The sequence below is a fragment of the Kitasatospora sp. NPDC093550 genome (assembly GCF_044764985.1).
Classification (GTDB): Bacteria; Actinomycetota; Actinomycetes; order Streptomycetales; family Streptomycetaceae; genus Kitasatospora.
Genome location: NZ_JBIWJF010000005.1, coordinates 304,720 through 328,545, shown reverse-complemented (window position 1 = coordinate 328,545; position 23,826 = coordinate 304,720). Strand labels below are relative to the sequence as shown.

At 74.7% G+C, this 23,826-nt stretch carries 18 protein-coding genes and 1 pseudogene; 9 read left to right on the top strand and 10 right to left on the bottom strand.

Annotation, left to right across the window (positions count from 1 at the left end):
- Nucleotides 1–88: 88 nt before the first annotated feature.
- Nucleotides 89–1,123 carry a LacI family DNA-binding transcriptional regulator gene (locus tag ACIRD3_RS10515; protein WP_402214055.1) on the bottom strand — a complete coding sequence of 345 codons (1,035 nt, stop codon included), beginning with the start codon at nt 1,121–1,123 and terminating at the stop codon, nt 89–91.
- Nucleotides 1,124–1,406: 283 nt separating this feature from the next.
- Here ACIRD3_RS10515 and ACIRD3_RS10510 point away from each other — a divergent pair, with 283 nt between their 5' ends.
- From ACIRD3_RS10510 to ACIRD3_RS10490, 5 genes are all read left to right on the top strand, one after another.
- Nucleotides 1,407–2,705, top strand: a complete 1,299-nt coding sequence (locus ACIRD3_RS10510; protein WP_402213954.1) for an ABC transporter substrate-binding protein — start codon at nt 1,407–1,409, stop codon at nt 2,703–2,705.
- Between the two features lie 2 nt (nt 2,706–2,707).
- Entirely contained in the window at nt 2,708–3,673 is a 966-nt protein-coding gene (locus tag ACIRD3_RS10505; RefSeq protein ID WP_402213952.1) for a carbohydrate ABC transporter permease, read from the top strand.
- A gap of 42 nt (nt 3,674–3,715) precedes the next feature.
- Complete coding sequence (locus ACIRD3_RS10500) at nt 3,716–4,570, top strand: carbohydrate ABC transporter permease (protein ID WP_402213950.1); 855 nt, start codon at nt 3,716–3,718, stop codon at nt 4,568–4,570.
- Nucleotides 4,567–6,453: a DUF5107 domain-containing protein gene (locus ACIRD3_RS10495; protein WP_402213948.1), complete on the top strand. Its 1,887-nt coding sequence runs from the start codon at nt 4,567–4,569 to the stop codon at nt 6,451–6,453. The genes ACIRD3_RS10500 and ACIRD3_RS10495 overlap by 4 nt, the downstream gene beginning before the upstream one ends.
- Nucleotides 6,454–6,538: 85 nt before the next feature.
- On the top strand, nt 6,539–8,998 hold the full coding sequence (locus ACIRD3_RS10490) for an RICIN domain-containing protein (RefSeq protein WP_402213946.1): 2,460 nt from the start codon (nt 6,539–6,541) through the stop codon (nt 8,996–8,998).
- A 67-nt stretch (nt 8,999–9,065) separates the two neighbouring features.
- Here the strand turns inward: ACIRD3_RS10490 and ACIRD3_RS10485 are convergent, their stop codons facing one another.
- From ACIRD3_RS10485 to ACIRD3_RS10470, 4 genes are all read right to left on the bottom strand, one after another.
- Nucleotides 9,066–9,872, bottom strand: a complete 807-nt coding sequence (locus tag ACIRD3_RS10485) for a DeoR/GlpR family DNA-binding transcription regulator (protein ID WP_402213944.1) — start codon at nt 9,870–9,872, stop codon at nt 9,066–9,068.
- 131 nt (nt 9,873–10,003) lie between these two features.
- Nucleotides 10,004–11,044 carry an ABC transporter permease gene (locus ACIRD3_RS10480; RefSeq protein ID WP_402213942.1) on the bottom strand — a complete coding sequence of 347 codons (1,041 nt, stop codon included), beginning with the start codon at nt 11,042–11,044 and terminating at the stop codon, nt 10,004–10,006.
- 73 nt (nt 11,045–11,117) lie between these two features.
- A complete protein-coding gene (locus ACIRD3_RS10475; RefSeq protein ID WP_402213941.1) occupies nt 11,118–12,704 on the bottom strand; it encodes a sugar ABC transporter ATP-binding protein in 1,587 nt (528 codons plus the stop codon).
- Nucleotides 12,705–12,817: 113 nt separating this feature from the next.
- The gene (locus ACIRD3_RS10470; RefSeq protein WP_402213939.1) at nt 12,818–13,867 is read right to left on the bottom strand and encodes a substrate-binding domain-containing protein; all 1,050 of its coding nucleotides are present in this window, start codon (nt 13,865–13,867) and stop codon (nt 12,818–12,820) included.
- Nucleotides 13,868–14,206: 339 nt separating this feature from the next.
- Between ACIRD3_RS10470 and ACIRD3_RS10465 the strand changes: the two genes are divergently transcribed.
- The 3 genes from ACIRD3_RS10465 to ACIRD3_RS10455 all read left to right on the top strand — a co-directional run bounded on the left by ACIRD3_RS10465 (nt 14,207) and on the right by ACIRD3_RS10455 (nt 18,364).
- Entirely contained in the window at nt 14,207–16,615 is a 2,409-nt protein-coding gene (locus ACIRD3_RS10465) for a ricin-type beta-trefoil lectin domain protein (RefSeq protein WP_402213937.1), read from the top strand.
- Between the two features lie 100 nt (nt 16,616–16,715).
- Nucleotides 16,716–17,300 carry a TetR/AcrR family transcriptional regulator gene (locus ACIRD3_RS10460; RefSeq protein ID WP_402213936.1) on the top strand — a complete coding sequence of 195 codons (585 nt, stop codon included), beginning with the start codon at nt 16,716–16,718 and terminating at the stop codon, nt 17,298–17,300.
- Nucleotides 17,301–17,383: 83 nt separating this feature from the next.
- A complete protein-coding gene (locus tag ACIRD3_RS10455; RefSeq protein ID WP_402213934.1) occupies nt 17,384–18,364 on the top strand; it encodes a zinc-binding dehydrogenase in 981 nt (326 codons plus the stop codon).
- 7 nt (nt 18,365–18,371) lie between these two features.
- Here ACIRD3_RS10455 and ACIRD3_RS10450 read toward each other — a convergent pair whose 3' ends face one another.
- Nucleotides 18,372–18,869 carry a hypothetical protein gene (locus ACIRD3_RS10450; protein ID WP_402213932.1) on the bottom strand — a complete coding sequence of 166 codons (498 nt, stop codon included), beginning with the start codon at nt 18,867–18,869 and terminating at the stop codon, nt 18,372–18,374.
- Nucleotides 18,866–20,002, bottom strand: coding sequence for a molybdopterin-dependent oxidoreductase (locus ACIRD3_RS10445; RefSeq protein ID WP_402214053.1), 1,137 nt, complete (start codon nt 20,000–20,002; stop codon nt 18,866–18,868). Before ACIRD3_RS10445 ends, ACIRD3_RS10450 begins: the two co-directional genes overlap by 4 nt.
- 219 nt (nt 20,003–20,221) lie before the next feature.
- Here ACIRD3_RS10445 and ACIRD3_RS10440 point away from each other — a divergent pair, with 219 nt between their 5' ends.
- Nucleotides 20,222–21,634, top strand: coding sequence for a glycosyltransferase 87 family protein (locus ACIRD3_RS10440; RefSeq protein ID WP_402213930.1), 1,413 nt, complete (start codon nt 20,222–20,224; stop codon nt 21,632–21,634).
- 52 nt (nt 21,635–21,686) lie between these two features.
- On the opposite strand, the gene ACIRD3_RS10435 is transcribed toward ACIRD3_RS10440, so the two are convergent.
- From ACIRD3_RS10435 to ACIRD3_RS10425, 3 genes and pseudogenes are all read right to left on the bottom strand, one after another.
- Nucleotides 21,687–22,355: an SAM-dependent methyltransferase gene (locus ACIRD3_RS10435; RefSeq protein WP_402213928.1), complete on the bottom strand. Its 669-nt coding sequence runs from the start codon at nt 22,353–22,355 to the stop codon at nt 21,687–21,689.
- Nucleotides 22,352–22,879, bottom strand: a complete 528-nt coding sequence (locus ACIRD3_RS10430) for a DUF2064 domain-containing protein (RefSeq protein ID WP_402214051.1) — start codon at nt 22,877–22,879, stop codon at nt 22,352–22,354. Before ACIRD3_RS10430 ends, ACIRD3_RS10435 begins: the two co-directional genes overlap by 4 nt.
- Before the next feature lie 99 nt (nt 22,880–22,978).
- Nucleotides 22,979–23,704 (bottom strand): annotated as a pseudogene (locus tag ACIRD3_RS10425) (glycosyltransferase family 2 protein); the annotation flags it as partial.
- Nucleotides 23,705–23,826: the final 122 nt, after the last annotated feature.

Genomic DNA, 23,826 nt, shown 5'->3' with positions numbered 1-23,826 from the left:
GGGGCTCCACCCGTTCGCGGGCCGTCAGCCGTCAGCCGTCCGCCGTCCGCCGGCGGGCCGGTCACGTCGCCGGCCCCCGCCGTGCCGGTCACACCGACGGGCCGGTCCCGCCGGCGTTCCCGGCCGGGCCCGTGCTGTCCCGGACGACCAGCTCCGGGCGCAGCAGCTGGAGCGAGTTGGCCGGGCTGCCGGAGCGGGTGAGGGCGCGCAGCAGCAGCTCGACCGCCTCGCGGGCCATCTCCCGCTTGGGGATGGCCACGCTGGTGAGGGCCGGCCGGGCCGCGCCGACCTCCGGGTTGTCGTCGTGGCCGACGATCGACAGGTCGCGCGGGACGGAGCGGCCGGCGGCCCGGGCGGCCTCCAGGGCGCCGAGGGCGAGGACGTCGTGGGTGGCGAACAGCGCGGTGACCGCCGGGTCGGCCGTCAGCGCCGTCGTGGCCGCCGCGAAGCCGCCCGCCGGGGTGGGTTCGGGCGCGGTGTGCACGGCGCTGTCGGGGACGGTCAGGCCGTCGGCGGCGAAGGCGCGCCGGAAGCCCGCCACCCGGGGGGCGTGGTCGGGGCTGGCGAGCACGGCGACGTGCCGGTGGCCGAGTTCGCGCAGGTGGCGCCCGGCCAGGTAGCCCGCCCGCTCGTAGTCGATGGTGACCACCGGGAAGCGGTCCGGGGCGTCGGTCTCCCAGGCGCACAGGGCGACCGGGAAGGAGGCCTCGGCCAGCAGCGGCAGGTGGTCGATCAGGTCCCGGTCGCCGGCGATCAGCAGGGCGTCCACCGAACGGCTGGTCAGTCCCGCGAGGTGCCGCTTGGCGCGCTCGCCGTCCAGCCGGGTGGTGCAGAGCAGCAGGTGGTAGCCGTTCCGGTCGAGGACGTCCTCGACCTCCTCGACGATGGCGGGGTAGAAGGAGCCCGTCACGGTCGGGACGAACAGGCCCACCGTCCGGGTGGCGCCGGTGGCCAGTGAGCGGGCGACCAGGTTGGGGGTGTACCCCAGCTCCTCGATCGCGGCGCGCACCCTGGTGGCGGTCGCCGGGCTCACCGCCCCCCGCCCCCGGATGACGTTGGAGACGGTCTGCTTCGTGACCCCGGCGCGCTCGGCCACGTCCTGCATCGTCACCATGGGCTGGATCCTTCGATTTACCGGTCAAGTTGCTGTCGGTGCACCGTAAGGCACCGCTGAGGGGCCGTCAAGCTTGCTCCGAGCCCTTGTCCGGGCCGTGATGTGAGGGTTCGTCGCGACAGCGCCCGGCGGGCCGCGCGGAGCCGGAAGCCGATTCTGTGCGCACCCTTGATTTACCGGTCAACCCGACCGTATCGTCCCAGCCATCCACAGCGACGCCCCGTCCTCGGGCCCCGGCTGACGACCCGTCCGCACGGCATCTCGCGATCTCGCGCCTCCGAGAGGAACCACCATGGGGAGAACCACCATGTCCGCACGCCGGATCGCCGGCGCGGCCACCGCCCTCGCCCTCGCCCTCGGGGCGAGCGCCTGCGGCAGCGGCCCGGGGGCTGGCGCGAAGGCCGACGGCGGCTTCACCTACTGGTCGATGTGGCGCGCCGACGAGCCGCAGGCCAAGGTGCTGAAGGCCGCGATCGACGACTTCACCGCCGTCACCGGTGCCAAGGTCGACGTCACCTGGGCGGGCCGCGACATCGCCAAGAAGATCGGCCCGGCGATCGCCGCCAACCGGGCCCCGGACCTGTGGGACGAGTCCGACGACAAGGTCTACGGCACCACCGCCGCGGCCGGGCAGGCCCTGGACCTCTCGCCGGTGCTGCAGCTGCCGGTGCCGGGGGAGGACGTCCCGGTCTCCCGGGTCATCCCGGCCAAGTACTTCGCCATGCTGCCGAAGGACCCGTCCGGCGCCAACCACTACGTGATCCCGTACGAGGTGGTCACCAACGCGATGTTCTACAACGCGGCCGACCCGGCGGTCACCGCGGCGATGCCGGCCCCGCCCGCCGACTGGGCCGGCCTGCTCAAGGTCTGCGACGCCCTGAAGGCCGCCGGCAAGGCGTGCCTCGCCTCCGAGGGCGAGGACCCGTGGACCAACGGGCTGTTCCTCGACTACCTGCTCAACGGTGCCGGGGTGAACGTCGCCGAGCTCTCCGCCGACAGGTCCGGCGCGGCCTGGGACGCCCCGGCGGTCCTCACCGCCGCCGGGCAGGTGGAGCAGCTGGTCCGGGGCGGTCACCTGATCGCGGGCTACGACGCCACCAAGTTCCCGGCCCAGCAGACCAATTGGACGGCCGGCAAGGCCGCCTTCTACCTGGACGGCAACTACGTCACGGCCGAGATCGCCCAGCAGGTCCCGGCCGGCTGGAAGACCGCCTCGATCCTGCCGCCCACCGCCAAGGCCCCGGACGCCGGCCTGTTCGGCTTCGCGATCCCCAAGCGCGCCAGGAACGCGGCCGCGGCGCAGAAGTTCATCGCCTTCTTCCTGCAGAAGAAGCACCTGTCCGGGATCTCCACCACCGCGCTCAACCTCACCCCGCGCGACGACATCCCGGCCCCGGCCGAACTGGCCGACGTCCAGAAGGCGCTGGCCGCCCCGACCCTGCGCCTCAGCTTCGACGGCGCGAGCGGCGGCTGGCTGGCCAAGGTCCTGAACGAGAACTACCTGGACCTCTGGCACGGCAAGACCACGGCCGCGCAGTTCGTCGCGAAGTGCAAGGCCGACCAGGTCACCTACTGGCAGACCCAGGGCTGACGGTGGCGACCACGATCGACGGCCCGCCCCGCGCGGGCGCGGCCCCGCTCCGGCCCGGGCGCACCGCCCGCCCCGGCCCCGGTGCGCTGGAACGCGGGCGCCGCCGGATGTTCTGGCCGTTCACCGCGCCCGCGCTGGCCGTGTACGCGGTGCTGTTCGTCGCCCCGGTCGGCTACGCGCTGTGGACCAGCCTGCACCGCTGGGACGGCATGGGCGCGATGGACTGGCGCGGCCTCCAGAACTACAGCCTGCTGTTCCACGACCCGAGGTTCCGCACCTCCCTGGTCAACACCCTCGAACTGATGGTCATCGGCGGCACGGTCACCTTCGTGCTCAGTTTCGCGCTGACCCTGGTGCTGCGCGAGATGCGGGCCCGGCTCTTCGCCCGCTCGGTGCTGTTCTTCCCCTCGCTGGTCAACGGCATGGTCTTCGGCATCGCCGCCGGGTTCCTGTTCTCGCCCACCGGCCCGGTGAACCGGGCGCTGGAGCTCTTCGGGGTGACCACACCGCCCAGGTGGCTGTCGACCGACAACCTGCTCCCGATGGTCCTGGGCACCCTGGTCTGGACGGCGACCGGCTACTACACCTCGATCATCATGGCGGCCGTCGACCAGATCCCCGAGCACCTCTACGAGGCGGCCGAACTCGACGGCGCCGGCCCCTTCCAGCGCTTCCGGCACATCACCCTGCCGTGCGCCTGGGACGTCATCGCGGTCTGCGCGGTGCTGTGGACGGTCAGCTCGGTGAAGATCTTCGAGCTGATCCTGCTCTACGGCGGCAGCACCAACGCCTACCCGCCGGTGAGCAGTTGGAACACCGCCGTGTACGTGTACGCCGAGGCCTTCCCGCAGGGCACCGTCCCCCGGCTGGGCACGGCCACCGCCGCCGCGACGGTCAGCCTGGCCATGGTCACCCTGATCACCGTCGTGCTGCGCCGGCTGCTGCGCCGCGAGCCGATCGAGTACTGACCCCCCCGCGTCCCGCACCACCACCCGGAAAGGCCACCACCCGTGCCACGAAGCGGAAGCGGACGCGGCTCCTCGGGACTCGCGACCCGGATCGGCACGGCCGTCGTCTGGCTCGTCGTCGCCGCCGACCTGCTGCTGGTCCTGTGGATCCTCCTCACCTCGCTGCGCAGCGGCCCCGACATCCTGCGCCACGGCGTCGGCCTGCCCACCGACCCGAGGACCGAGAACTACACCACCGCGCTGGACGAGGGCGGCTTCGCGCGGGCGGCCCTCAACAGCGTGCTCACCGCCGGGCTCTCCTCCGTGGTCGCCGTCGCCCTGGCCGCGCCCTGCGCGTACGCCCTCGCCCGGCGCCGCTCGCGGACCTCCACGGTGCTGACGACGGCCTTCGCGATGGGCCTCGGCGTGCCCGGCCAGGTCCTGGTGGTGCCGCTGTTCGTCGGCCTGTCCCGGGCCGGCCTGACCGACAGCGACCTGGGCCTGGGGCTGGTCTACGTGGGCCTCGCCATGCCGTTCACGGTCTTCCTGCTGACCGGCTTCTTCAGCGGCGTCCCCGGCGCCCTGGAGGAGGCCGCCGTCCTGGACGGCGCCGGCCCGCTGCGCACCTTCGTCCAGGTGGTGCTCCCGGTCGCCCGGGGCGGACTGGTCACCGCCTTCCTGCTGCAGTTCGTCACCGCCTGGAACGAGACCCTGTTCGCCCTGGTCCTGACGAACAGCGAGGCGACCACCACCCTCCCGGTGGCGCTCTCCTCGTTCGTCGCGGCACAGCAGTTCAACGGCCTGGACTTCGGCACCATGTTCGCCGGAGTCTGCCTCATCCTCGCCCCGATGATCGCGCTCTTCTCCTGGATGGGCTCGCGGATCATCCAGGGCATGACAGTTGGGATCGGCAAGTGACCTCGACCCTGCGCACCGACCTGCTCCGCATCGACGGCACCCCCGACCCGGCCGGCGGCACCCTGCCGATCCTGCACGGCCTGCCCCGGCAGACCGGGGCCGGCGCCGGGGTCGACGAGGAGATGCGCCGCAACCTGGCCTACGGGGTGCCCGACACCCTGCTGCCGTACACCCGGCAGGGCGGGTACGACCGTGTCCGAGCCGAGCGCGAACTCCCCTGCGTGGTCCTGGAGAACGAGCAGCTCACCGCGACCTTCCTGCCCTCCCTCGGCGGGCGGCTGTGGTCCCTGGTCCACCGGCCGAGCGGGCGGGAGCTGCTGCACCGCAACCGGATCCTGCAGCCCGCCAACCTCGCCCTGCGGGACGCCTGGCTGGCCGGCGGGGTGGAGTGGAACCTCGGCGCCACCGGGCACTGGCCGCTGACCTGCGAGCCGCTGCACGCCGCCCGGGTGGCGGCGCCCGACGGCACCCCGGTGCTGCGGACGTACGCCTTCGAGCGGCTGCGCCGCCTGGTCCTGCGGATGGACGCCTGGCTGCCCGCCGGCTCCCCGGTGCTCTACGTCCACATCGCGGTGCACAACCCCTCGCCGGCCGAGACCCCGGTCTACTGGTGGTCCAACATCGCCGTGCCCGAGGACCGGGAGGTCCGCGTCCTCGGCCCGGCCGACCACGCCTTCCACTGCGACTACGTCAGCGACCTGCGCCGGGTGCCCTTCCCCGGGGTCGACGGCGCCGACCCCAGCTACCCCGGCCGGGCGCCGCGCGCCGCCGACTACTTCCTCGACCTCCCGACCGGCCGGCGCCCCTGGATCGCCGCCCTTGACGCGTCCGGCACCGGCCTCGTCCAGACCTCCACCGCGCGGCTGCGCGGCCGCAAACTGTTCTGCTGGGGCACCGGCCCCGGCGGCAGACACTGGCAGGAGTGGCTCTCCGGCCCCGGCGCGGCCTACCTGGAGATCCAGGCCGGCCTGGCCCGCACCCAGCTGGAACACCTGCCGATGCCCGCCGGAGCCACCTGGTCCTGGACCGAGGCGTACGGGCTGCTACGGGCCGATCCCCGTGCCGTGCACGGGAGGTGGGCGGACGCCCGGGCAGCCGCCGAGGAGGCGCTGGACCGGCTGCTCCCGCCGCGGGACCTGGCGCTCGCCGACGCCCGGGCCCGGGAGTTCGGCGCGCCCGAGGAGGTGCTGGCCGAGGGCGGCGGCTGGGCCGCGCTGGAGATCGAGGCCGGTGCCCTGCCCGCCACGCCCCTGCTGCCCTTCGGCCCGCCCGGTGCCGCGCAGGAGCCGTGGCGGGAGCTGCTGAAGACCGGCACGCTCCCGGTCTGCGACCCGCCCGCCGAGCCGGTCACCGGCGCGCACTGGCGGCTGCTGCTGGAGGGCAACGCCACCGAGTGGCACGCGCTGTACCAGCTCGGGCTGCTGCGCCTGGCGGCGGGGGAGCGGGAGGGCGCCCGCGAGGCCTTCCGGCGCTCCGTCGCCGCCCAGCCCTCGCCCTGGGCGCTGCGCGCGCTCGCCTTCCTCACGCCCGACCGGCAGGAGGCCGCCGAGCTGATGGGCGCCGCCCACCGACTCCGGCCGGGGCTCCGGGAGTTGACCATCGAGACGCTGGAGTCGCTGAAGCGCGCCGAGCGCCCCGCCGAGGCGCTGGCGCTGATCGCGGAACTCCCTGCGGCCGACCGGGCGCACGGGCGGATCAGACTCGCCGAGGCCGAGGCGGCGCACGCCTGCGGCGACGACGGGCTGGTCCGGCGCCTGCTGGCCGAGGGCCTCCGGGTCGACACCATGCGCGAGGGCGAGCTCTCCCTGGACACCCTCTGGCTCGCCGTCCACCCCGGCACCCCGGTGCCGCCGCAGTACGACTTCCGGATGACCGAGGGCTGAGCGCCGCCCCCACGACCGCTCTCCCGTTCCGCACCCCCCACCGCGGGGGCGCCGCGGTGCGCCCCCGCACGGAAGAGGAGTACCAGTGCCCACTCATCGAACACGGCTGGTCGGCGTCCTCGCCGCCACCGCACTGGCGGCGCTCGGCACCGCCGGCCCGACCGGCGGCCCGGCCTCCGCCGAGCCGGCCGGTGCCAAGCCCGCCGGCCCCACGTACACCGTGACGGTCGGCCGGACCGGATCGTACGGGTACCCCGACGACACCCCCGCGAGCGTCTACACCGACAAGGACGGCACCTTCTACTTCCAGCAGTCGCACGCGCTGTACGGGGCCAAGGACCCCCGGCAGTGGGACTTCTTCACCGGCCGGGACTTCGACGGCGCCACCAGGTCGGCCGCGATCAGCGACGCCGTCAACCCCGCCGACCCGACCGACCGCAACGACGACACCACCGCGCGCTGCAACAACGGCCCCACCGGCCGGGAGGCCAGCGACCCGCCACAGGGTTCGCGCTACGCCCAGCGGAACTACTGCGACCTGTCCGGGGTCTGGGTCGACCCGGACACCGGCGACTGGTACGGCCTGGTCCACAACGAGTTCACCCCGCAGCCCTTCGGCGACGGCCTGCACTACGACGCCATCGACTACGCCGTCTCCACCGACCAGGGCCGGACCTGGACCATCAGGGACCACGCGATCACCTCGCCGTACAGCACCACGCGCGGTGACACCGAGGCCTTCCCCGCCCGTACCTACTCCTACGGCGACGGCGACCAGCGGCTGTTCGTGGACACCGCCTCCGGCTACTTCTACGTCTTCTACGGCTCGCGGATCGTCGACAAGGGCGGGAGCTGGGGCGCCTTCCAGGAACACGTCGCGCGGGCCCCGATCGCGGCCAAGATGGCCCCCGGGAGCTGGCAGAAGTGGTACGACGGCACGTGGTCGCAGCCCGGCGCGGGAGGCCTGGAGAGCGACATGGTGCCCGCCGACTCCACCCGTCCGACCGGCTACCTGCCGCCCGAGGAGGAGTACGACCCGGCCAACCCGGGGACGGTCGGCGAGCAGATCGCCGCCGGCACGCTCGCCCCGAGCACCCCGCTGTTCGTGATGAACGTCGCCTACGACGCCTACCTGGGCCTCTACCTCGGCACGCCGCAGGCCGTCGACCAGAGCGGCAACGCCCCGCAGCAGATCTACGCCAGCACGGACCTGTCCACCCAGCGGTGGACCCTGCTCGGCGACACCGGCGGCTACCACACCGCGTCCTGGTACCGCTGGTTCCTGGACAGCGCGAGCCTGACCGGCTCCACGATCGTCGGCAGGACCTTCCGGGCGTACTGCGCCTTCTCCTGCTCCGCCTCGGACGGCGAGTACGCCGAGCTCACCGTCGGCTCCAGCCGGCCCGCCCCGGCGCCGTTCGACCTCACCCGGACGTACCGGATCGACAGCCGCGACGGCCGGGTGCTGGCCCAGCGCGGCGGCAGCCCGGCGACCACCTCGCTGGCCGGCGCCACCGGCTCCGCGCTGGAGTCCTGGTCCTTCGTGAGCGACGGCGACGGCTCCTACCGGATCGTCAACGCCGCGACCGGCGGCGCCCTCGGGGTGGACGCCTCGACCGACGCCGGCCGGGCCTGGGGCGCCGCACCGACCGTCGGCGGCGCGAGCGGCGTCGGGCAGCAGTGGTTCATCCAGCCGAGCGGCACCGAGTACCGCCTGGTCAACCGGTACAGCGGGCTGGTGCTCGGCCTCACCGCCCCCGGCACCCCGGCCGAGACCACGCCCGCCCGCTCCTGGACGGACACCACCGGCTCGCCGGTCGGCGGCGGGCGCACCGAGGCCCGGCAGAGCCTCACCCTGACGCCGACCGGCAAGGCGGCCGAGACGGTCGCGCTCACCTCCCCCGGCGACCAGTCCGGCACCGTCGGCCAGGCCGTCTCGCTGCAGCTGACCGCCACCGACAGCCTCGGCAAGCGGCTCACCTTCTCGGCGACCGGCCTCCCCGCCGGGCTCTCCGTCAGCGCCTCGGGCCTGGTCTCCGGCACCCCGACCGGCCCCGGCGTCGCGAAGGTCACCGTCACCGCCTCCTCCGGCAGTGCCCGCGCCTCGGCCGCCTTCACCTGGACGGTGACCCCGGCCCTCGGCGGCAGCCACCCGCTGACCACCGGGGGCAGGGCCCTCGACGACGCCGACGACAGCACCACCGCCGGCAACGGCCTGATCACCTGGACGTCCTCCGGCGCCGCCAACCAGCAGTGGCAGTTCCGCCGGCAGCCCGACGGCGCCTACGAGCTGGTCAACGGCCGCTCCGCGATGTGCGCCGACGTCACCGGCGGCTCCACCGCCCCCGGTGCCCGGATCATCCAGTGGCCGTGCACCGGCGGGAGCAACCAGCACTGGAACGTCCGGCTGACGGCCGACGGCTCGTACACCGTCACCTCGGTCCGCAGCGGACTGCTGCTCACCACCGCCTCGACCGCCGACGGCGCCCCGGTGACGCAGCAGCCGGACACCGGCACTCCGCTGCAGCGGTGGTCGATCGGCTGACCGGGGGCGCCCGACCCCGGCCCGACCCCGGCCCGGGCCCGCCCCGGTCGGGTCGGGAGCCGCCCGGTCAGGCCCCGGCCGGCACCACGACGAGCTCGCCGACGGCCTGGGCGAGGGTGCTGCGGGCCGCCGCCGGGAGGGCGTCGTCGGTGATGAAGCAGTCGACCTCCGACAGGGTGGCGAAGCTGCTCAGGCCGACGACGCCCCACTTGGTGTGGTCGGCGACCACGACGGTACGGCGGGCGGAGGCGATCAGGGCCCGGTTGGTCTGGGCCTCGGCCAGGTTGGGCGTGGTGAGTCCGGCCTGCTCGCTGACGCCGTGCACGCCGAGGACGAGCAGGTCCACGTGGAGGGTGCGGATCGTCTGGTCCGCGAGGGCCCCCACCAGGGCCGCGGAGCGGGTCGGGGCCCCGCCGGTCACCAGCAGCGAGGGGACGGACTCCTTCCCCTCGCTCTCGGCCGCCCACAGCAGGTCCGCGATCCGCAGCGAGTTGGTGACGACGGTCAGCCGGGGGATGCCCAGCAGCCGGGACGCGACCGCGTAGGTCGTGGTGCCGGCGGACAGGGCGACCACCGTGCCGGGTTCGACGAGTTCCGCGGCCGCGTCGGCGAGGGCGGCCTTGGTGCCCTCCTCCAGTTCGGACTTGGCGTCGAAGCCCGGCTCGAAGCTGCTGGCGGCACCGGTGGCGACCGCCCCGCCGTGGACCTTCTGGACGGTGCCCTGGCGGGCGAGCGCGTCCAGGTCCCGGCGGATCGTCATGTCGGAGACCCCGAACTGGGTGACCAGGTCGGCGACGCGCACGGCGCCGCTGCGACGGATCTCGTCCAGGATCAGCGTGCGGCGCTGGGCGGCGAACAGGGTCTGGTCAGCCACGGAGGTCCTTCCGGTGGGCCGGGTACGGTGGTCTCGTCGGCGACCGGGAGAGCGGCCGGGTCGGCCGGCGTCCATTATCACCGGCCTCCGGCGCCCCCCTTCATCGCCCTCTCCGGCCCCGGCCCACGGGGTCAGGCCGGCAGGCCGACCGCCCGCTCGCGGTTGCGGCGCTGCTGGATGACGACGGCGGCGACCAGCAGGGCGCCCTGGGCGACGTTCTGCCAGAAGGCGTTGATGCCCTGGACGGTGAGGCCGTTCTGCAGCGCGCCGAGCATGGCGACGGCGAGCAGGGTGCCGCCGATGCCGCCCTTGCCGCCCTTGAGCGCGCAGCCGCCGAGCGCCGCGGCCGTGATCGACTGCAGCTCCAGGCCCTCGCTTCCGGAGACCGGCTGGCCGCTGCCGGTGCGGGCGGTGAGCAGCACCCCGGCCAGCGCCGCGACGGTGCCGGAGAGGGCGTAGGCGGCGATCAGGTACTTGTTGAGGTCGATGCCGGCCAGCCGGGCGGCGGTGGGGTTGCCGCCGATCGCGTAGACGTTGCGGCCGATGTCGGTGTACGTGAGCAGGACGTGCACGGCGGCGGCGGTGAGGACCAGCAGCCAGACCATGGTGGGCAGGCCGGCGATCTTCCCGCGGCTGAGGAAGACGAACACCGGGTCGCCGAGCACGTAGCCCTGGGCGCGGCCGTCCGAGACGAGTTGGGCGACGCCCTTGTAGGCGGCCAGCCCGGCCAGGGTGGCGATGGTGGGGTTGACCCGGCCGTAGACGATGACGGCCCCGTTGAACAGGCCGATGCCGGCGCCGACGGCGAGCGCGGCGCCGATGCCGAGGTAGGGGCTGGCGCCGGTGGAGGTGAACACCATGGCGCTGGTGACGGAGGCGAGGCCGGCCTGGGAGCCGACCGAGATGTCCAGGCCGCCGCAGATGATCACGACGGTCTGGACGACCGCCAGCAGACCGGAGACGGTCGCGGCCTCGGCGATGACCTGGATGTTGTCCCAGCCGACGAAGTTGGGGTCGAGGGTGCCGAACAGGCCGACCACGACGGCGAGGGCGCCGATCAGGCTGACGTTCTGGCCGCCGACGGCGGCGAGCAGGGCGCGCGGGCCGCCGGACCGGCCGGGCACGGCCCCGGCCTCGGGCGCCGGGGTGGTCGGGGGAGTGGCGGTGGTCATGCGCCCACCTCGCCGCGCTCGGCGGGGGCACCGGCCCCCGCGCGCCGTTCGATGGTCCGCTCGCTGCGCTCGTTCACGGGGTCTCTCCGGTCTGGGCGGGGGAGGGGGCGGCGGGGGCGAGGTCGTCGGCCATGGCGAGGGCGAGGACGGCCTCCTCCGTCGCCTGCTCCCGGGTGAGTTCGCCGGTGGTGCGGCCGTTCTGCATCACCACGATCCGGTCCGCGAGGCCGAGGACCTCGGTCAGTTCGGAGGAGATGACCAGGACGGCGGTGCCCTCGCGGGCGAGGTCGGCGATGATCTGGTAGATCTCCGCCTTGGCGCCGATGTCCACGCCGCGGGTGGGCTCGTCGAGGATCAGCAGTCCGGGCTTGCGGGCGAGCCAGCGGGCGAGGACGACCTTCTGCTGGTTGCCGCCGGAGAGGGTGCGGACCTCCGCCTCGACGGAGGGGGCGCGCACCCGCAGCCGGTCGGCGTACTCCTGGGCGAGGGCCCTCTCCTGACGGCGCCTCACGAAGCGTCGGCGGCTGAGCCGGCGCAGGCTGACCAGCGAGGTGTTGTCGCGGATCGTGCGCTGCAGGAAGAGCGCCTGGGCCTTGCGCTCCTCGGGGGCCAGGCCGATCCCGGCGGCGATCGCGTCGCCCGGGTTCCGCAGCCGCAGCACCTCGCCGTCGAGGGCCACCGTGCCGGAGCGGATCGGGGCGTCACCGGCCAGCGCGAGGGCGAGTTCGGAGCGTCCGGCGCCGATCAGTCCGGCCAGCGCGACGACCTCCCCGGCCCGGACGCTCAGGCTGACCCCGTGCACGTCGTCGGTGCGGAGGTCCCGGACGTCCAGGACGACGCGCTCGGTGGCGACCTGCCGCCGGACGAACAGCGAGGAGAGGTCCCGGCCGACCATCAGCCGGACGAGCTCGTTCTCGTCCGTGGCGGAGGCCTCGACCACGCCGGCGACCCTGCCGTCGCGCAGCACCGCGATCCGGTCGGCGAGCCGGAAGATCTCCTTCATCCGGTGCGAGACGTAGACGACGGCGATGCCCTGGTCGCGCAGCCGTCCGATGAGGGCGAACAGGGCCTCGACCTCGTGCTCGGAGAGCGAGGAGGTGGGTTCGTCGAAGGCGATCGCCCGCGGGGCGACGGCGCCGGTCAGGGCCCGCATGATCTCGACCAACTGGCGCTGTGCCGCAGTGAGTTCGGAGCCGAGCAGATCGGGGTCGAGGACCGTGTCGAAGCCCAGCCGGGCCAGGTCCGCGGTGATCCGGCGGCGCAGTTCGGCGCGGTCCAGCCGGCGCAGCCGGGTGCGGGGCAGCGCGCCGGCGTAGACGTTCTCGGCGACCGGGACGTGCGGGATGATCTCGGGCTCCTGCGGGATGATCCGGATCCCGGCCCGGTGGGCGTCCTGCGGGGAGTGCAGGTCGACGGGCCGGCCGTCCAGCAGCACGCGGCCCCCGGTGGGGAGGTGGTCGCCGGTGAGGATGCGCAGCAGGGTGGACTTCCCGGCGCCGTTCTCGCCCATCAGCGCGGTGACCCGGCCGGGCGGGAAGGCGAGGGTGACGTCCTCCAGCGCCCGGACGGGGCCGAAGCGCTTGGACACGCCCTCGGCGCTCAGGCCGGGGGAGCCGCCCGGGGGCGGGACGGGGGCGGGTGGGGGTGGGGGTGTGGTCATCGGGGCCTCGCTGGCGGTGCGGTGCGTACGGGCGGGGGTGCGGTGCGTACGGTCTCCCGGAGGCGGCGCGGCGGGTCGGTGCCGGCCCGCCGCCGCGGCGGCCCGGCCCGGGGTCAGCTGCAGGACACGCCGGCGGACTGCCAGGTGGTGGCGTCGACCATGGTGGTCGGGGCGAAGGCCTCCTTCGGGAAGTCCTTGCCGTTCTTGAGCTTGTCGTACATGGTCTGCACCGAGAGGGCGCCGACGTCCTTGCCGTTGATGAACAGGGCGGCCTTCATGCCCGAGGGCTTGCCGGAGGCCCAGTCCTTGCACGCCAGGTAGGCGCCCAGGCCGACGCCGTCGATGTCGTTCGGGCCGACCCCGGCGTTCTGCAGGGCGGTCACGGCGCCCTGGACGTTCTCGTCGTTGCAGCCCCAGACCACCCAGTGCTTGACGCCGGGGTTGGCGGTGATGGTGGCGGCGACCTTGTCCTGCGCGCCGGTCGGGGTGTTGTCGGTCGCGACGTCGATCAGCTGCACACCCGGCACGGCCTGGTCGAAGGCGGCCTTGGCGGCCTTCACGCGGTCGCCGCAGACGGTGACGTCCTGCTTCCAGGCGGAGAGGATCCGGGTGTCGGCCGCGTTCCAGCCGGCCTTGGTGAACTCCGCCGCGGCGCGCTTGCCGACCTCGCCGCCCATCTGGGCGCCGCTGAACCCGATCCGGGGTACCAGGTCGGTGGCCGCGCACTGGGCTGGGGCCGGGCCGCTCGCGCAGACCTGGTCGTCGGAGGTGAGCAGCGCGGCCTTGGCGTCCCGGGCGGTCTGCACCACCTGCGGGCCGACGGCCGGGTCCGGCACCACGATGATCAGGCCGTTGCTCTTCCGGGCGATCGCGGCCTGCACCTCGCTGACCGTCTTGTTGGCGTCGTTGCCGAGGTTCACCACCTTCAGGTCGGCGCCCAGTTCGGCGGCCTTGGCCTTCGCGCCCGCGGCCTCGTCGACGAAGTACTGCTGGTCGCCCTGCTTCTGCAGGTAGGTGATCGAGACCTTGCCGGACACCGGGGCGACGGGCGCGTCCGCGCTGGTGGAGGAGGTCTGCCCGGTGGAGCAGGCGGTCAGGCCGAGGGAGGCGACCAGGGACAGCGCGGCGAGCGAGGCCGGGCGGCCACGGAGGGAGGAGTGCATGGTGGGGCTCCTGGGGGTGTGGGACTGATCGGCTGCCGGTCACAGAACCGATCAGGAACCATCGCAATCGAACGCGGTGCCTGCACAGGAAACGCCCGGCTCCGGATCCGCGTCAACCCGGCGGGCTGATCGGATCTCGTTGAGACCGTCTTGTGATTTCTCGTCAAGATCATTGGTTTCCAGGAGAGTTGGCAGGTCAGGTGGAGGCGGCCGGCCGGCCCCTCATGCCCGCCTGCTTCCGTGGTGGCTGATTCTGTCACTGGTCATGCCAAGTTGTTGATTACTGTTGGAAGTCGGGACTACGCTCGCCCCCTCCCCACCCCCACCCCGGAGACGCCCATGGGCCGCACACGCCTGTCCTCGACCTGGCGCGCCGTACTGAGCGCGGCGCTCGTCCTCACCGGTGCGCTGAGCACGCTGGCCGCGCCACCTCCCGCGCGGGCCGCCACCCCGACCCCCACCGCCATCACCGTCGACGGCACCAAGCCGGGCCTGACCTTCGACGGGGTCGGCGCGATCTCCGGCGGCGGCGGCAACTCCCGTCTGCTGGTGGACTACCCGGAGCCCCAGCGCAGCCAGCTGCTGGACTACCTGTTCAAGCCCGGCTACGGCGCCGCGCTGCAGGTGCTGAAGCTGGAGATCGGCGGCGACACCAACTCCACCGACGGCGCCGAGCCCAGCATCGAGCACACCCGGGGCGCCGTCGACTGCGACCAGGGCTACGAGTGGTGGCTGGCCGAGCAGGCCGAGGCCCGCAACCCCGACATCAGGTTCTACGGCCTGTCCTGGGGTGCCCCCGGCTGGATCGGGGGCACCGGTGGCGGCAAGGGCACCTTCTGGTCCCAGGACTCCGTCGACTACCTGATGGACTGGATGGGCTGTGCCGCCCGCCACCGGCTGAACGTCTCCTACCTCGGCGGCTGGAACGAGCGCGGCTACGACAAGTCCTGGTACGAGAAGCTCAGGAGCACGCTCACCGCGCGCGGTTACGGTGCCACCAAGGTCGTCGCCGCGGACGACGGCTGGGGCGTGGCCGACGCGATGGCCGCCGACCCGGCGTTCAAGGACGCCGTGGACATCGTCGGGGTGCACTATCCCTGCGGGTACATGAGTGCCTTCACCAGCTGTCCGAGCACGCCGACCGCCCAGGCGCTCGGCAAGCCGCTGTGGGCGAGCGAGAACGGCTCCGAGGACGCCGACGGCGGCGCGCCGGCGGTGGCGCGCGGGATCAACCGGGGCTACCTGGACGGGAGGATGACCTCCTTCCTGAACTGGCCGGTCATCGCCGCGCTCTACCCCGACCTGTTCTTCTCCACCGACGGCATGTCGATCGCCGACCAGCCCTGGTCCGGCCACTACGCCATCGGGAAGACGACCTGGGTCACCGCGCACACCACCCAGTTCGCCAAGCCGGGCTGGCGCTACATCGACTCCGCGAGCGGCTACCTCGGCGGAGCACGCGGCAACGGCAGCTACGTCACGCTGAGGAGCGCCGACAGGGGCGACTACAGCACCGTCATCGAGACGATGGACGCCACGGCCGCCCAGACCGCGAGCTTCACCGTCACCGGCGGCCTGTCCACCGGCCCGGTCCACGTCTGGTCCACCGACCTCGGCTCCACGGACCCCGCCGACTGGTTCGTCCACCAGCAGGACGTCACCCCGTCCCGGGGCGCGTACACCCTCACCCTGCAGCCCGGCCGGGTCTACACCGTGACCACCACCACCGGCCAGGGCAAGGGCACCGCCACCCCGCCGCCCGCCGCGCCGATGCCACTGCCGTACGCGGACGGCTTCGAGACGCCCGCGACGACCACCTCGCCGCGGTACTTCGCGGACATGAACGGCGCCTTCCAGACCGTCGCCTGCGGCGGCGGCCGGTCCGGCACCTGCCTGCGCCAGATGGCCCCGACCTCGCCGATCCGCTGGACCGACGAGCCGTACAACGCCCCGTACACGATGGCGGGCGACGGCAGCTGGTCCAACTACACCGTCACCGCCGACACCCTGTTCGAGCAGCCGGGCACCGTCGAACTCCTCGGCCGGGTCAACCAGCAGGGCCGCAACGACAACGGCCTGAACGCCTACCACCTGCGGGTGGGCGACACCGGCGCCTGGTCCATCGACAAGAGCGACACCAGCTGGCACTTCACCACCCTGGCGAGCGGCACCACCGCCGCCCTCGGCACCGGCCGCTGGCACACCGTGGCGTTCACGCTGGAGGGCGCGACCCTCACCGCGCGCGTCGACGGCACCACCGTGGGCAGCGCCACCGACGCGAGCTTCACCAACGGCCGGGCCGGTCTCGGCGTGACCGGCTACCAGACCGAGCAGTTCGACGACTTCGCGCTCACCCCCGGCACCCCGACCACCCACACCGGCCCGGTCGCCTCCGCGCTTCCCGGCACCTGCGCCCGTCCGGCCGCCGGCACCAGCGGCGCCGCCGTCCAGCTCTGGGCCTGCGACGGCGGCACCGAGCAGGTGTGGACCCGCACCAACGGCACCCTGACCCACAACGGCAGGTGTCTCGACGTCACCGGCCAGGGGACCGTCAACGGCACCCGGGTCGAACTGTGGGACTGCAACGGCGGGGCCAACCAGCAGTGGACGCCCCAGCCGGACGGCACCCTGAAGAGCGCCCAGTCCGGCCGCTGCCTGGACGACCCCGCCGGGGCCACCGCCAACGGCACCCCGCTGGAGATCTGGGACTGCAACGGCGGCGCCAACCAGCGCTGGACCCTGCCGTAGCCCCTGCTCGTCCGACCGGCCCGGCCCGCGGGAACCCTCCGGGCCGGGCTCGTTCGTCGGGAGGCTTGTTCTTGAATGGTTGTTCAGCTATGTTCTCCGCATGCCCAGGCCCCGCGAATTCGACCCCGACGCCGTCCTCCACCAGGCGATGCTCCGGTTCTGGGAGCGCGGCTACCGGGCCACCTCCATCGAGGACCTGGTGAAGGCCACCGGCGTCAAGCCCGGCAGCATCTACAGCGTGTTCCCCGGCGGAAAGCACGCGCTCTTCGTGAAGTCGCTGGAGCGCTACTCGACGCTGGTGGTGCCCCGGAAGCTCGGGGAGCTGGAGGCGCCGGGCGCGTCGGTGGCGGAGGTCCGCGGCTACTTCGACGGGCTGGTGCGCGACCTGCTCAGCCCGGAGGGGCGCCAGGGCTGCCTGCTGGTGAACACGGCGATCGAGAACGCCGCCGAGGACGACGCGGCGGCGGCCGTGGTGCGCGGCCACCTGGCGCGCCTGGAGCGGTGCATGACCCACGCCCTGGAGAACGCCGTCCGGCGGGGCGAGGTGCGGGGCTCGCTCGATCCGGGCGGCACCGCCAAGCTGCTGGTCGCGACCTGCCAGGGGCTGATGGTCGTCGGCAAGGCCAATCCCGACGAGGCGGTCCTGCGGGCGATCGTCGACAACGCCTTTTCCACGCTCTCCTGACGGCACGGCACTCGGGCCACCGCACGCGGTGGCCCTTTCGTCGGCCCGATAGTTGAATGACTACTCAAGAATGAGGTTCGTCCATGAAGGCCATGGTCATATCCACCCACGGCGGCCCCGAGGTCCTCACGGCCGCGGAGCTGCCCGACCCGGTGGCCGCTCCCGGCGAGGTCCTGATCAGGGTCAAGGCCTTCGGCCTCAACCACGCCGAGGCGTACATGCGAAGCGGCGCCTGGGGCCAGGTGGCCGCCGTCCCCGGGATCGAGTGCGCCGGCCTGGTGGAGGCCGACCCCTCGGGTGAACTCCCGGTCGGCACCCGGGTGGTGGCGATCCTCGGCGGCATGGGCCGGACCCGCAACGGCAGCTACGCGGAGCTGGTGACCGTCCCCGCGAGCAACGTGGTGGCCGTGAACTCGGCGCTGCCCTGGGCCGAGCTGGCCGCGGTGCCCGAGGTCTACGCCACGGCGTACAGCGCCCTGTCCGGCAACCTCGCCCTCGGCGCCCGGGAGACGCTGCTGGTCCGGGGCGCGACCTCCTCCCTCGGGCAGGCCGCCGTCAACCTGGCCGTCCAGCACGGCGCCACGGTGCTCGCGACCACCCGCAACCCGGCGCACGCGCCGCTGCTGGAGGAGCTCGGGGCCCGCGACGTGCTCATCGACGACGGGAAGTTGGCCGCGCAGGTCGAACGCCGGGGCCTCGCCGTCGACGCGCTGCTCGACATCGTCGGCAACACCGTGCTGCGCGACTCGCTGCGCACGGTCGGGCCGCGCGGGCGGGTCTGCCAGGTCGGCTTCCTCGGCGGATTCGCACCCGTCCCGGACTTCGACCCGATCGCCGACCTGCCCAGCGGCGTCCGGCTCAGCTTCTTCGGCAGCGCCTTCGTCCTGGGCACCCCCGCCTTCCCGCTCGCGGACGTCCCGCTGGACGAGATCTACGCCCAGGTCGAGGCGGGCGCCCTGCGGGCCCGCCCCGCCCGGGTCTTCCGCTTCGACGAGGTCGTCGAGGCCCACCGGGTGATGGAGGCCGGCCGGGCCCTGGGCAAGATGGTGGTCGTCCTCGACTGACCCGGCCTCAGGGCCGTTCGTCCCGGGGCGCCCGGCGCCCGGCGGCCCGGTCCCGGTGCTTGACGGCCCGCACCCGGTGCTTGACGGCCCGGTTCCGGTGCCGGGCGGTCCCGTCCCGGTCCCGCCACCGCCCGAGCAGCGCGATCGCCGGCGCGAGGAGGGCGGTGGCGGCCAGCACCAGCAGCAGGTTGCGCAGGTAGGGCAGCGGCAGCACGGACGGATTGCCGTGGTCGTCGTCCGCCCGCAGGACGGCGGGCAGCCCGACGGCGGTGACGGCCGCCGCGACGACCAGCCAGCCGCGCAGCACCGGCCCGCGGACCAGGAACGCGCCCAGCGCGCACACCAGGGGCACCCACAGCCCGTCGTGGATCACCAGCCCCCCGACCGCCCAGACCAGGACGTCCAGCGGGTCGGTGATGTACGGGTCGCCGAGCAGCCCGTACAGGCCGTAGCCGATCACGGCGAGCCCGGCGGCCAGCAGGACGGCGCGCAGCGCGGTGGTCATACGATCACCTCGATCCGGGCGACCCATTTCGTCTGCAGGACGCCGGGCCGGTTCGGCGCGATGACCCGCGCGGGGAACCCGTGGTCCGCCGCCAGCACCTCGCCGTTGACCCGCAGGGCGAGCAGGCTGAGCGGATCGTCCACGTACGGCGCGGGCATCTCCATCACCCGGTACGGCCCCCCGGCCTCCAGCGAGGTGACCCGCACCGCCGAGCCGGGCGGCGCCCCGGCCCGCCGCACCAGCTCGGCCATCCGGACCCCGGTCCACCGGGCCGAGGCGCTCCAGCCCTCCACACAGGAGATCGGCAACTCGACCGATTGCTGAGGGAGTTCGCCGAGCTCGGCGAGGGTGAGCTGGTACGGCCGCGGCCCGTCCACCCGGAGCCGCCAGTCCGCCGGCACCGTCACCGTGCCGGCCTGCGCGGCGGTGCGGTTGACCGGCAGGCCCTGCGGGCCGATGTCGGGGCGGCGCGGGGCCAGCAGGTCCAGCGCGCGCAGCCACGGCACGCTCTGCCCGGCGGTGACCAGGGTGACGGCACCGACGGCGGCGGTGGTCGCCGCGAGGAACGCGCGGCGCTGCGCCAGGGCCGGCGCGGCCCGGCGCCACCAGTGCGCGGCGATCAGCGGCGCCTTGACGGACAGGTGGACCAGCAGACCGCCGGTCGCCAGCCAGCCGAGCCAGAAGTGGGTCTGCCGGAACGGGAACGGCCAGGGGTACCACTGCAGGGTGTTCAGCAGGCCGGTGAACACCTCCAGCAGCACGGCCGCCACCAGCAGGGCGATGCCCAGCCGCTCCAGGGCGTGCAGCACGCTGCGCGCCGGCGGCCACTCGAACAGCCGCGGGTAGACCGCCCAGAGCTTCGCACCGGCCAGCGGGATCGCGGCCAGCCCGCTGACCACGTGCAGGCCCTGGGTGACCCGGTAGCCGTTCACCGGCCGTGCGGGCAGGTGCGGGGCGAGCCAGCCGGGCGGGTCCTGGAGCAGATGGCTGGTCAGGCCGGTCAGGAAGCAGACCAGGAGCGCCGCGCCCAGCCAGCGGCCGACGACCACCACGGTCCGGGTTTCGTGCAGCGGCGAGCCGAACGCCCCCGCGCGGAACGGCCCGCGCCGCAGGAACGCCGGAGGAGCCGGCAGCGACGGGTCGTAGCGGCGGCGGGCGCGGGGGGTGCCGGGGGTGCCGGGGGTGCCGGGGGTGCCAGAGGGGCTGGGGGTGCCGGAGTCGGCGGGTTCGGTGTCCACCCGTCCATCGAAGCGCCCCGGCCCCTCCCACGGTGGCTCCGACGTGCTTACCGAATTCGAACGGCGGCCTCGCCACCGGGGGCGGGCGGGCGCCCCGGTGGGAGGGTGGGCGGCGTGAACTCCCGTACCGTCCTGCCCCGTCCTGCCCTGCCCCGTCCTGCCCTGTCCCGGACCGTCCTGTCCCGGACCGTCCTGTCCCGGACCGTCCTGCCCTGCCTCCTCGCCCTCGCCGCGCTGGTCACCGCCCTGGTGCTGACCGTCACCGGGAACGGCGCCCTCCCGCTCCCCGGCTGGTACCTGCTCGACCTCGCCCTGTTCGCCGCCGCGGTGCTGCTGCTGCGCCGGGTGCCCGGCGCGCAGGTGGTGCCGCTGGTCCTGGCCGGTGGCGTCGCGGTGGCCGCCGTGGGCCTGCTGGCGCCGCCGCGCACCAGCGACGACGCCTACCGCTACGTCTGGGACGGCCGGGTCCAGGCGGCCGGGATCTCGCCGTACGCCCGCACCCCGGAGGATCCGGCGCTGGCGCGGCTGCGCGACCCGGGCCTCTTCCCGGTGGGCGACGGCTGCACGGGCTGGGACGAGCACCGCACCGCGGCCGGCGACTGCACCCGGATCAACCGGCCGGCCGTGCACACCATCTACCCGCCGGTGGCGCAGGCCTGGTTCCTCGCGGTGCACCCGTTCGGCGGAGGGGTGCGCGGGGTGCAGGCCGGCGGGGCGGTGCTCGCGGTGGCGACCACCGGGCTGCTGCTGGGGGTGGGGCGGCAGAAGTGGCGGGCCGCGCTGTGGGGGTGGTTCCCCGGCGTGACGGTGTGGGCGGTGAACGACGCGCACGTGGACACGCTCGGCGCGCTGCTCACGGTCGCCGGGCTCGGCTGCGCGGTGCGGGGGCGGGCCGTGCGCGGGGGGCTGCTGCTGGGCGGCGCGATCGCGGCCAAGCTGCTGCCGGCCCTCGCCCTGCCGGGCGCCCTGTCCGGCCTGGCGGCCCGGCGCCCGACCCGGCAGGACGTCCTGCTCCTCGGCTGCGCGCTCGGCGCCTTCGCGCTGTCCTACCTCCCGTACGTGGCGGCCTCCGGCACCTCCGTCCTCGGCTACCTGCCGGGCTACCTGCGGGAGGAGGGCTACGAGCAGGGGCACATCGACCGGTTCGGACTGCTGCGGCTGGTGCTGCCGGACCGCCTCCTGCCGTGGGCGGCGGCCCTGGTCCTGGCGGCCGTGGTGGTCCGGGTCCTGTACCGGGGGGACCGCCACCGGCCGTGGGCCGGCGCGCTGCTGGTGACGGGCACGGCGCTGCTGCTCGTGGCGCCCTCCTACCCCTGGTACGGGCTGTTGGTGGTCGCGCTGGTCGCACTCGACGGCCGCTGGGAGTGGCTGGCCGTCCCCGCCGCCGCGCAGGCGCTCTACCTGACGGGGGGCCAGCCGGCCCAGCAGGTCTCGTACGGCGCGGCGCTGGGCGTCGTCCTGCTGGTCCCTCCGCTGCGGCGGCGCCGGGCGGGGCGGACGGCGCCGGCGGCGGCCGCCGCGCAGTGACGCAGGCCTCCCTCTCAGGGGACGGTCCGCCGCCGCAGCGGCGGACGCCCGGTCAGCGGAGGTGCGCCGCCTTCCGGAACGCGAGGAAGTGGCGGCCGTGCGAGGACCAGCGCTCGGTCTCGACGAGCCCGGCCCGGCCGGCGCGACGGGCGGTGGCCGGCGCACCGCAGCGGGCCCAGGCGAACGGCGGTCCGACCCGCCCGTCGGCCCCCTCGACCCGGACGGTGATCCGCTCGTCGATCCCGCCCGGCTCCACCTCGACCAGCAACACGCCACCCGGGGCGAGCAGCTCGGCGCTCCGGGCGAGCAGCAGCCCCGGGTCACCGCCGATGCCGAGGTTCCCGTCGGCCAGCAGCGCACCGCCCCACCGCCCCTCCGCGGGAAGCCGGTCGAACACCGACCGCCGCAGGGCCGGGCCGCCGAGGCTCCTGGTCCTGGCCACCGCCGCCCCGGTGACGTCGACGCCCAGCGCCGGCACGCCCAGGCCCAGCAGGGCCGCGACGAGCCGGCCGGGGCCGCAGCCGAGGTCCACCACCGGCGCGGCCAGCCGGGAGCACCGCTGCAGCAGCCCGTGATCGGCCCCGGCGGCGGGCGCGCACCAGCGTTCGACGTCGAGCGGGATCCGCCGGCCGTCCTCGCCCCGCAGCCACAGCGGGCCCCGGCCGGCCCGGACGGCCTCCGCGAAGGGGTCGTCCACCCACGCCTCGGCGGCGACGGTCATCCCGCCACCTCCCGGGCGGCCTCGACCGACCGGAGGCACGCCGCGAACCTGCTGCCCGGAGCCTCGGCGGCGACGTGGCGCGCGTCCCCGATGGTGTCCACGTCGACCACCACCGGGAGGTGAGTGATCGTCAGACCCTCTGCCCGCAGCCGGTCGAGCAGGGCCTGTCCGGTGCCCGAGGTGGACATCGGCAGGCCCATCAGCAGTCGCCGGGCCAGCCGCTCGGTCGGCCTGGCCAGCCCGAGGGCCCAGAACCCGCCGTCGCCGGCCGGGCCGTACCAGGCGTCGACACCCGTACGCCGGGCGGGCGACAGGGCCTCGGCGAGCAGCGCGGCGTCCACCTGCGGGGTGTCCATGCCGACCAGCAGGGCCGGCGCCTGCGGGGCGGTCCGGGCGGCGAGCTCGAACGCGGCCGCGAGCCGCGCGTCCAGCCCGCCGCCCGACTGCGGCACCACCTGCCAGCCGGGCGGCAGCCAGGGGCCGGCCTCGCCCTCCAGCACGAGCAGCCGGCGGCCGGCCGGCATCCGGGTGAGGGTGGCGAGGGTGTCGGCGAGGGCGGCCTCGGCCAGCGCCGCCGCCTGCTCGGGCGTGCAGGGCGGGGTGAGACGGGTCTTGACCCGCCCCGGGACCGGCGCCTTGGCGATCACCAGCAGGGTCGGCGGCGGTGCGGCCAGCACGGCCCGCATGTCCCGCACGGCCTGCCGGGTGCCGCGCACCGTACCGGTCACCTTGGAGCGGCCGGTCCGCGGCAGGTAGTCGACGGGCGCCTCGGCGATCCGCATCCCGGCCGCCGACGCGGCGAGCACCATCTCCAGGGGGTAGCCGGAGCGGCGGTCGCCCAGGCCCAGCGCCAGCAGCCGGTCGCGGCGGGCGGCCCGCATCGGTCCGAGGTCGTGCAGCGGTGCCCCCGTCCGCGCCCGCAGCCGACGGGCCAGGGCCGCGTTGGCCAGCCGGGCGTGCAGCGGCCACGCCCCGGCGGTCGCGGGGCGGCGCCGCCCGAGCACCAGGTCCGCGGCGCCGGCCAGGACGGGCGCGGTGACCCGCGGCAGCTGGGCGGGGTCCAGCGAGCCGTCGCAGTCCATGAAGCAGACCAGCTCGGCGGTCGCGGCGCGCAGCCCGGCGTGGCAGGCGGCGCCGAAGCCGCGCCGCGGCTCCTCGACGACCGTCGCGCCCAGCGAGCGCGCGAGCGCGGCCGAGCCGTCCCGGGACCCGTTGTCCACGACGATCGCGCGCCAGCCCGGGGGCACCCGCCCCAGCACCCAGGGCAGGGCCTCGGCCTCGTCGAGGCACGGCAGGATCACGTCGGCACACGGCTCGGCACACGGCAAGGGGGGAGTCGGAGAGATCACGTCGGCCACGCTAAGCGCGGGCGGGCCCGTGGCGGCCGAACCGCGCCCTTACGAAAGTCCTACGTCGGCCCACCGGCCGACGGGCACCGGACGTCGCCCCGGCCGGTGGCGCCGCCACCTTA

What these genes read in the sequence shown, in the direction of transcription:
- ACIRD3_RS10460 (WP_402213936.1), top strand. Translation starts at nt 16,716, where the DNA reads ATGCCCAGGCCCCGCGAATTCGACCCCGACGCCGTCCTCCACCAGGCG.
- ACIRD3_RS10475 (WP_402213941.1), bottom strand. Translation starts at nt 12,704, where the DNA reads ATGACCACACCCCCACCCCCACCCGCCCCCGTCCCGCCCCCGGGCGGC.
- ACIRD3_RS10435 (WP_402213928.1), bottom strand. Translation starts at nt 22,355, where the DNA reads ATGACCGTCGCCGCCGAGGCGTGGGTGGACGACCCCTTCGCGGAGGCC.
- ACIRD3_RS10430 (WP_402214051.1), bottom strand. Translation starts at nt 22,879, where the DNA reads ATGCCGGCCGGCCGCCGGCTGCTCGTGCTGGAGGGCGAGGCCGGCCCC.
- ACIRD3_RS10510 (WP_402213954.1), top strand. Translation starts at nt 1,407, where the DNA reads ATGGGGAGAACCACCATGTCCGCACGCCGGATCGCCGGCGCGGCCACC.
- ACIRD3_RS10450 (WP_402213932.1), bottom strand. Translation starts at nt 18,869, where the DNA reads ATGACCACCGCGCTGCGCGCCGTCCTGCTGGCCGCCGGGCTCGCCGTG.
- ACIRD3_RS10455 (WP_402213934.1), top strand. Translation starts at nt 17,384, where the DNA reads ATGAAGGCCATGGTCATATCCACCCACGGCGGCCCCGAGGTCCTCACG.
- ACIRD3_RS10465 (WP_402213937.1), top strand. Translation starts at nt 14,207, where the DNA reads ATGGGCCGCACACGCCTGTCCTCGACCTGGCGCGCCGTACTGAGCGCG.
- ACIRD3_RS10480 (WP_402213942.1), bottom strand. Translation starts at nt 11,044, where the DNA reads ATGACCACCGCCACTCCCCCGACCACCCCGGCGCCCGAGGCCGGGGCC.
- ACIRD3_RS10470 (WP_402213939.1), bottom strand. Translation starts at nt 13,867, where the DNA reads ATGCACTCCTCCCTCCGTGGCCGCCCGGCCTCGCTCGCCGCGCTGTCC.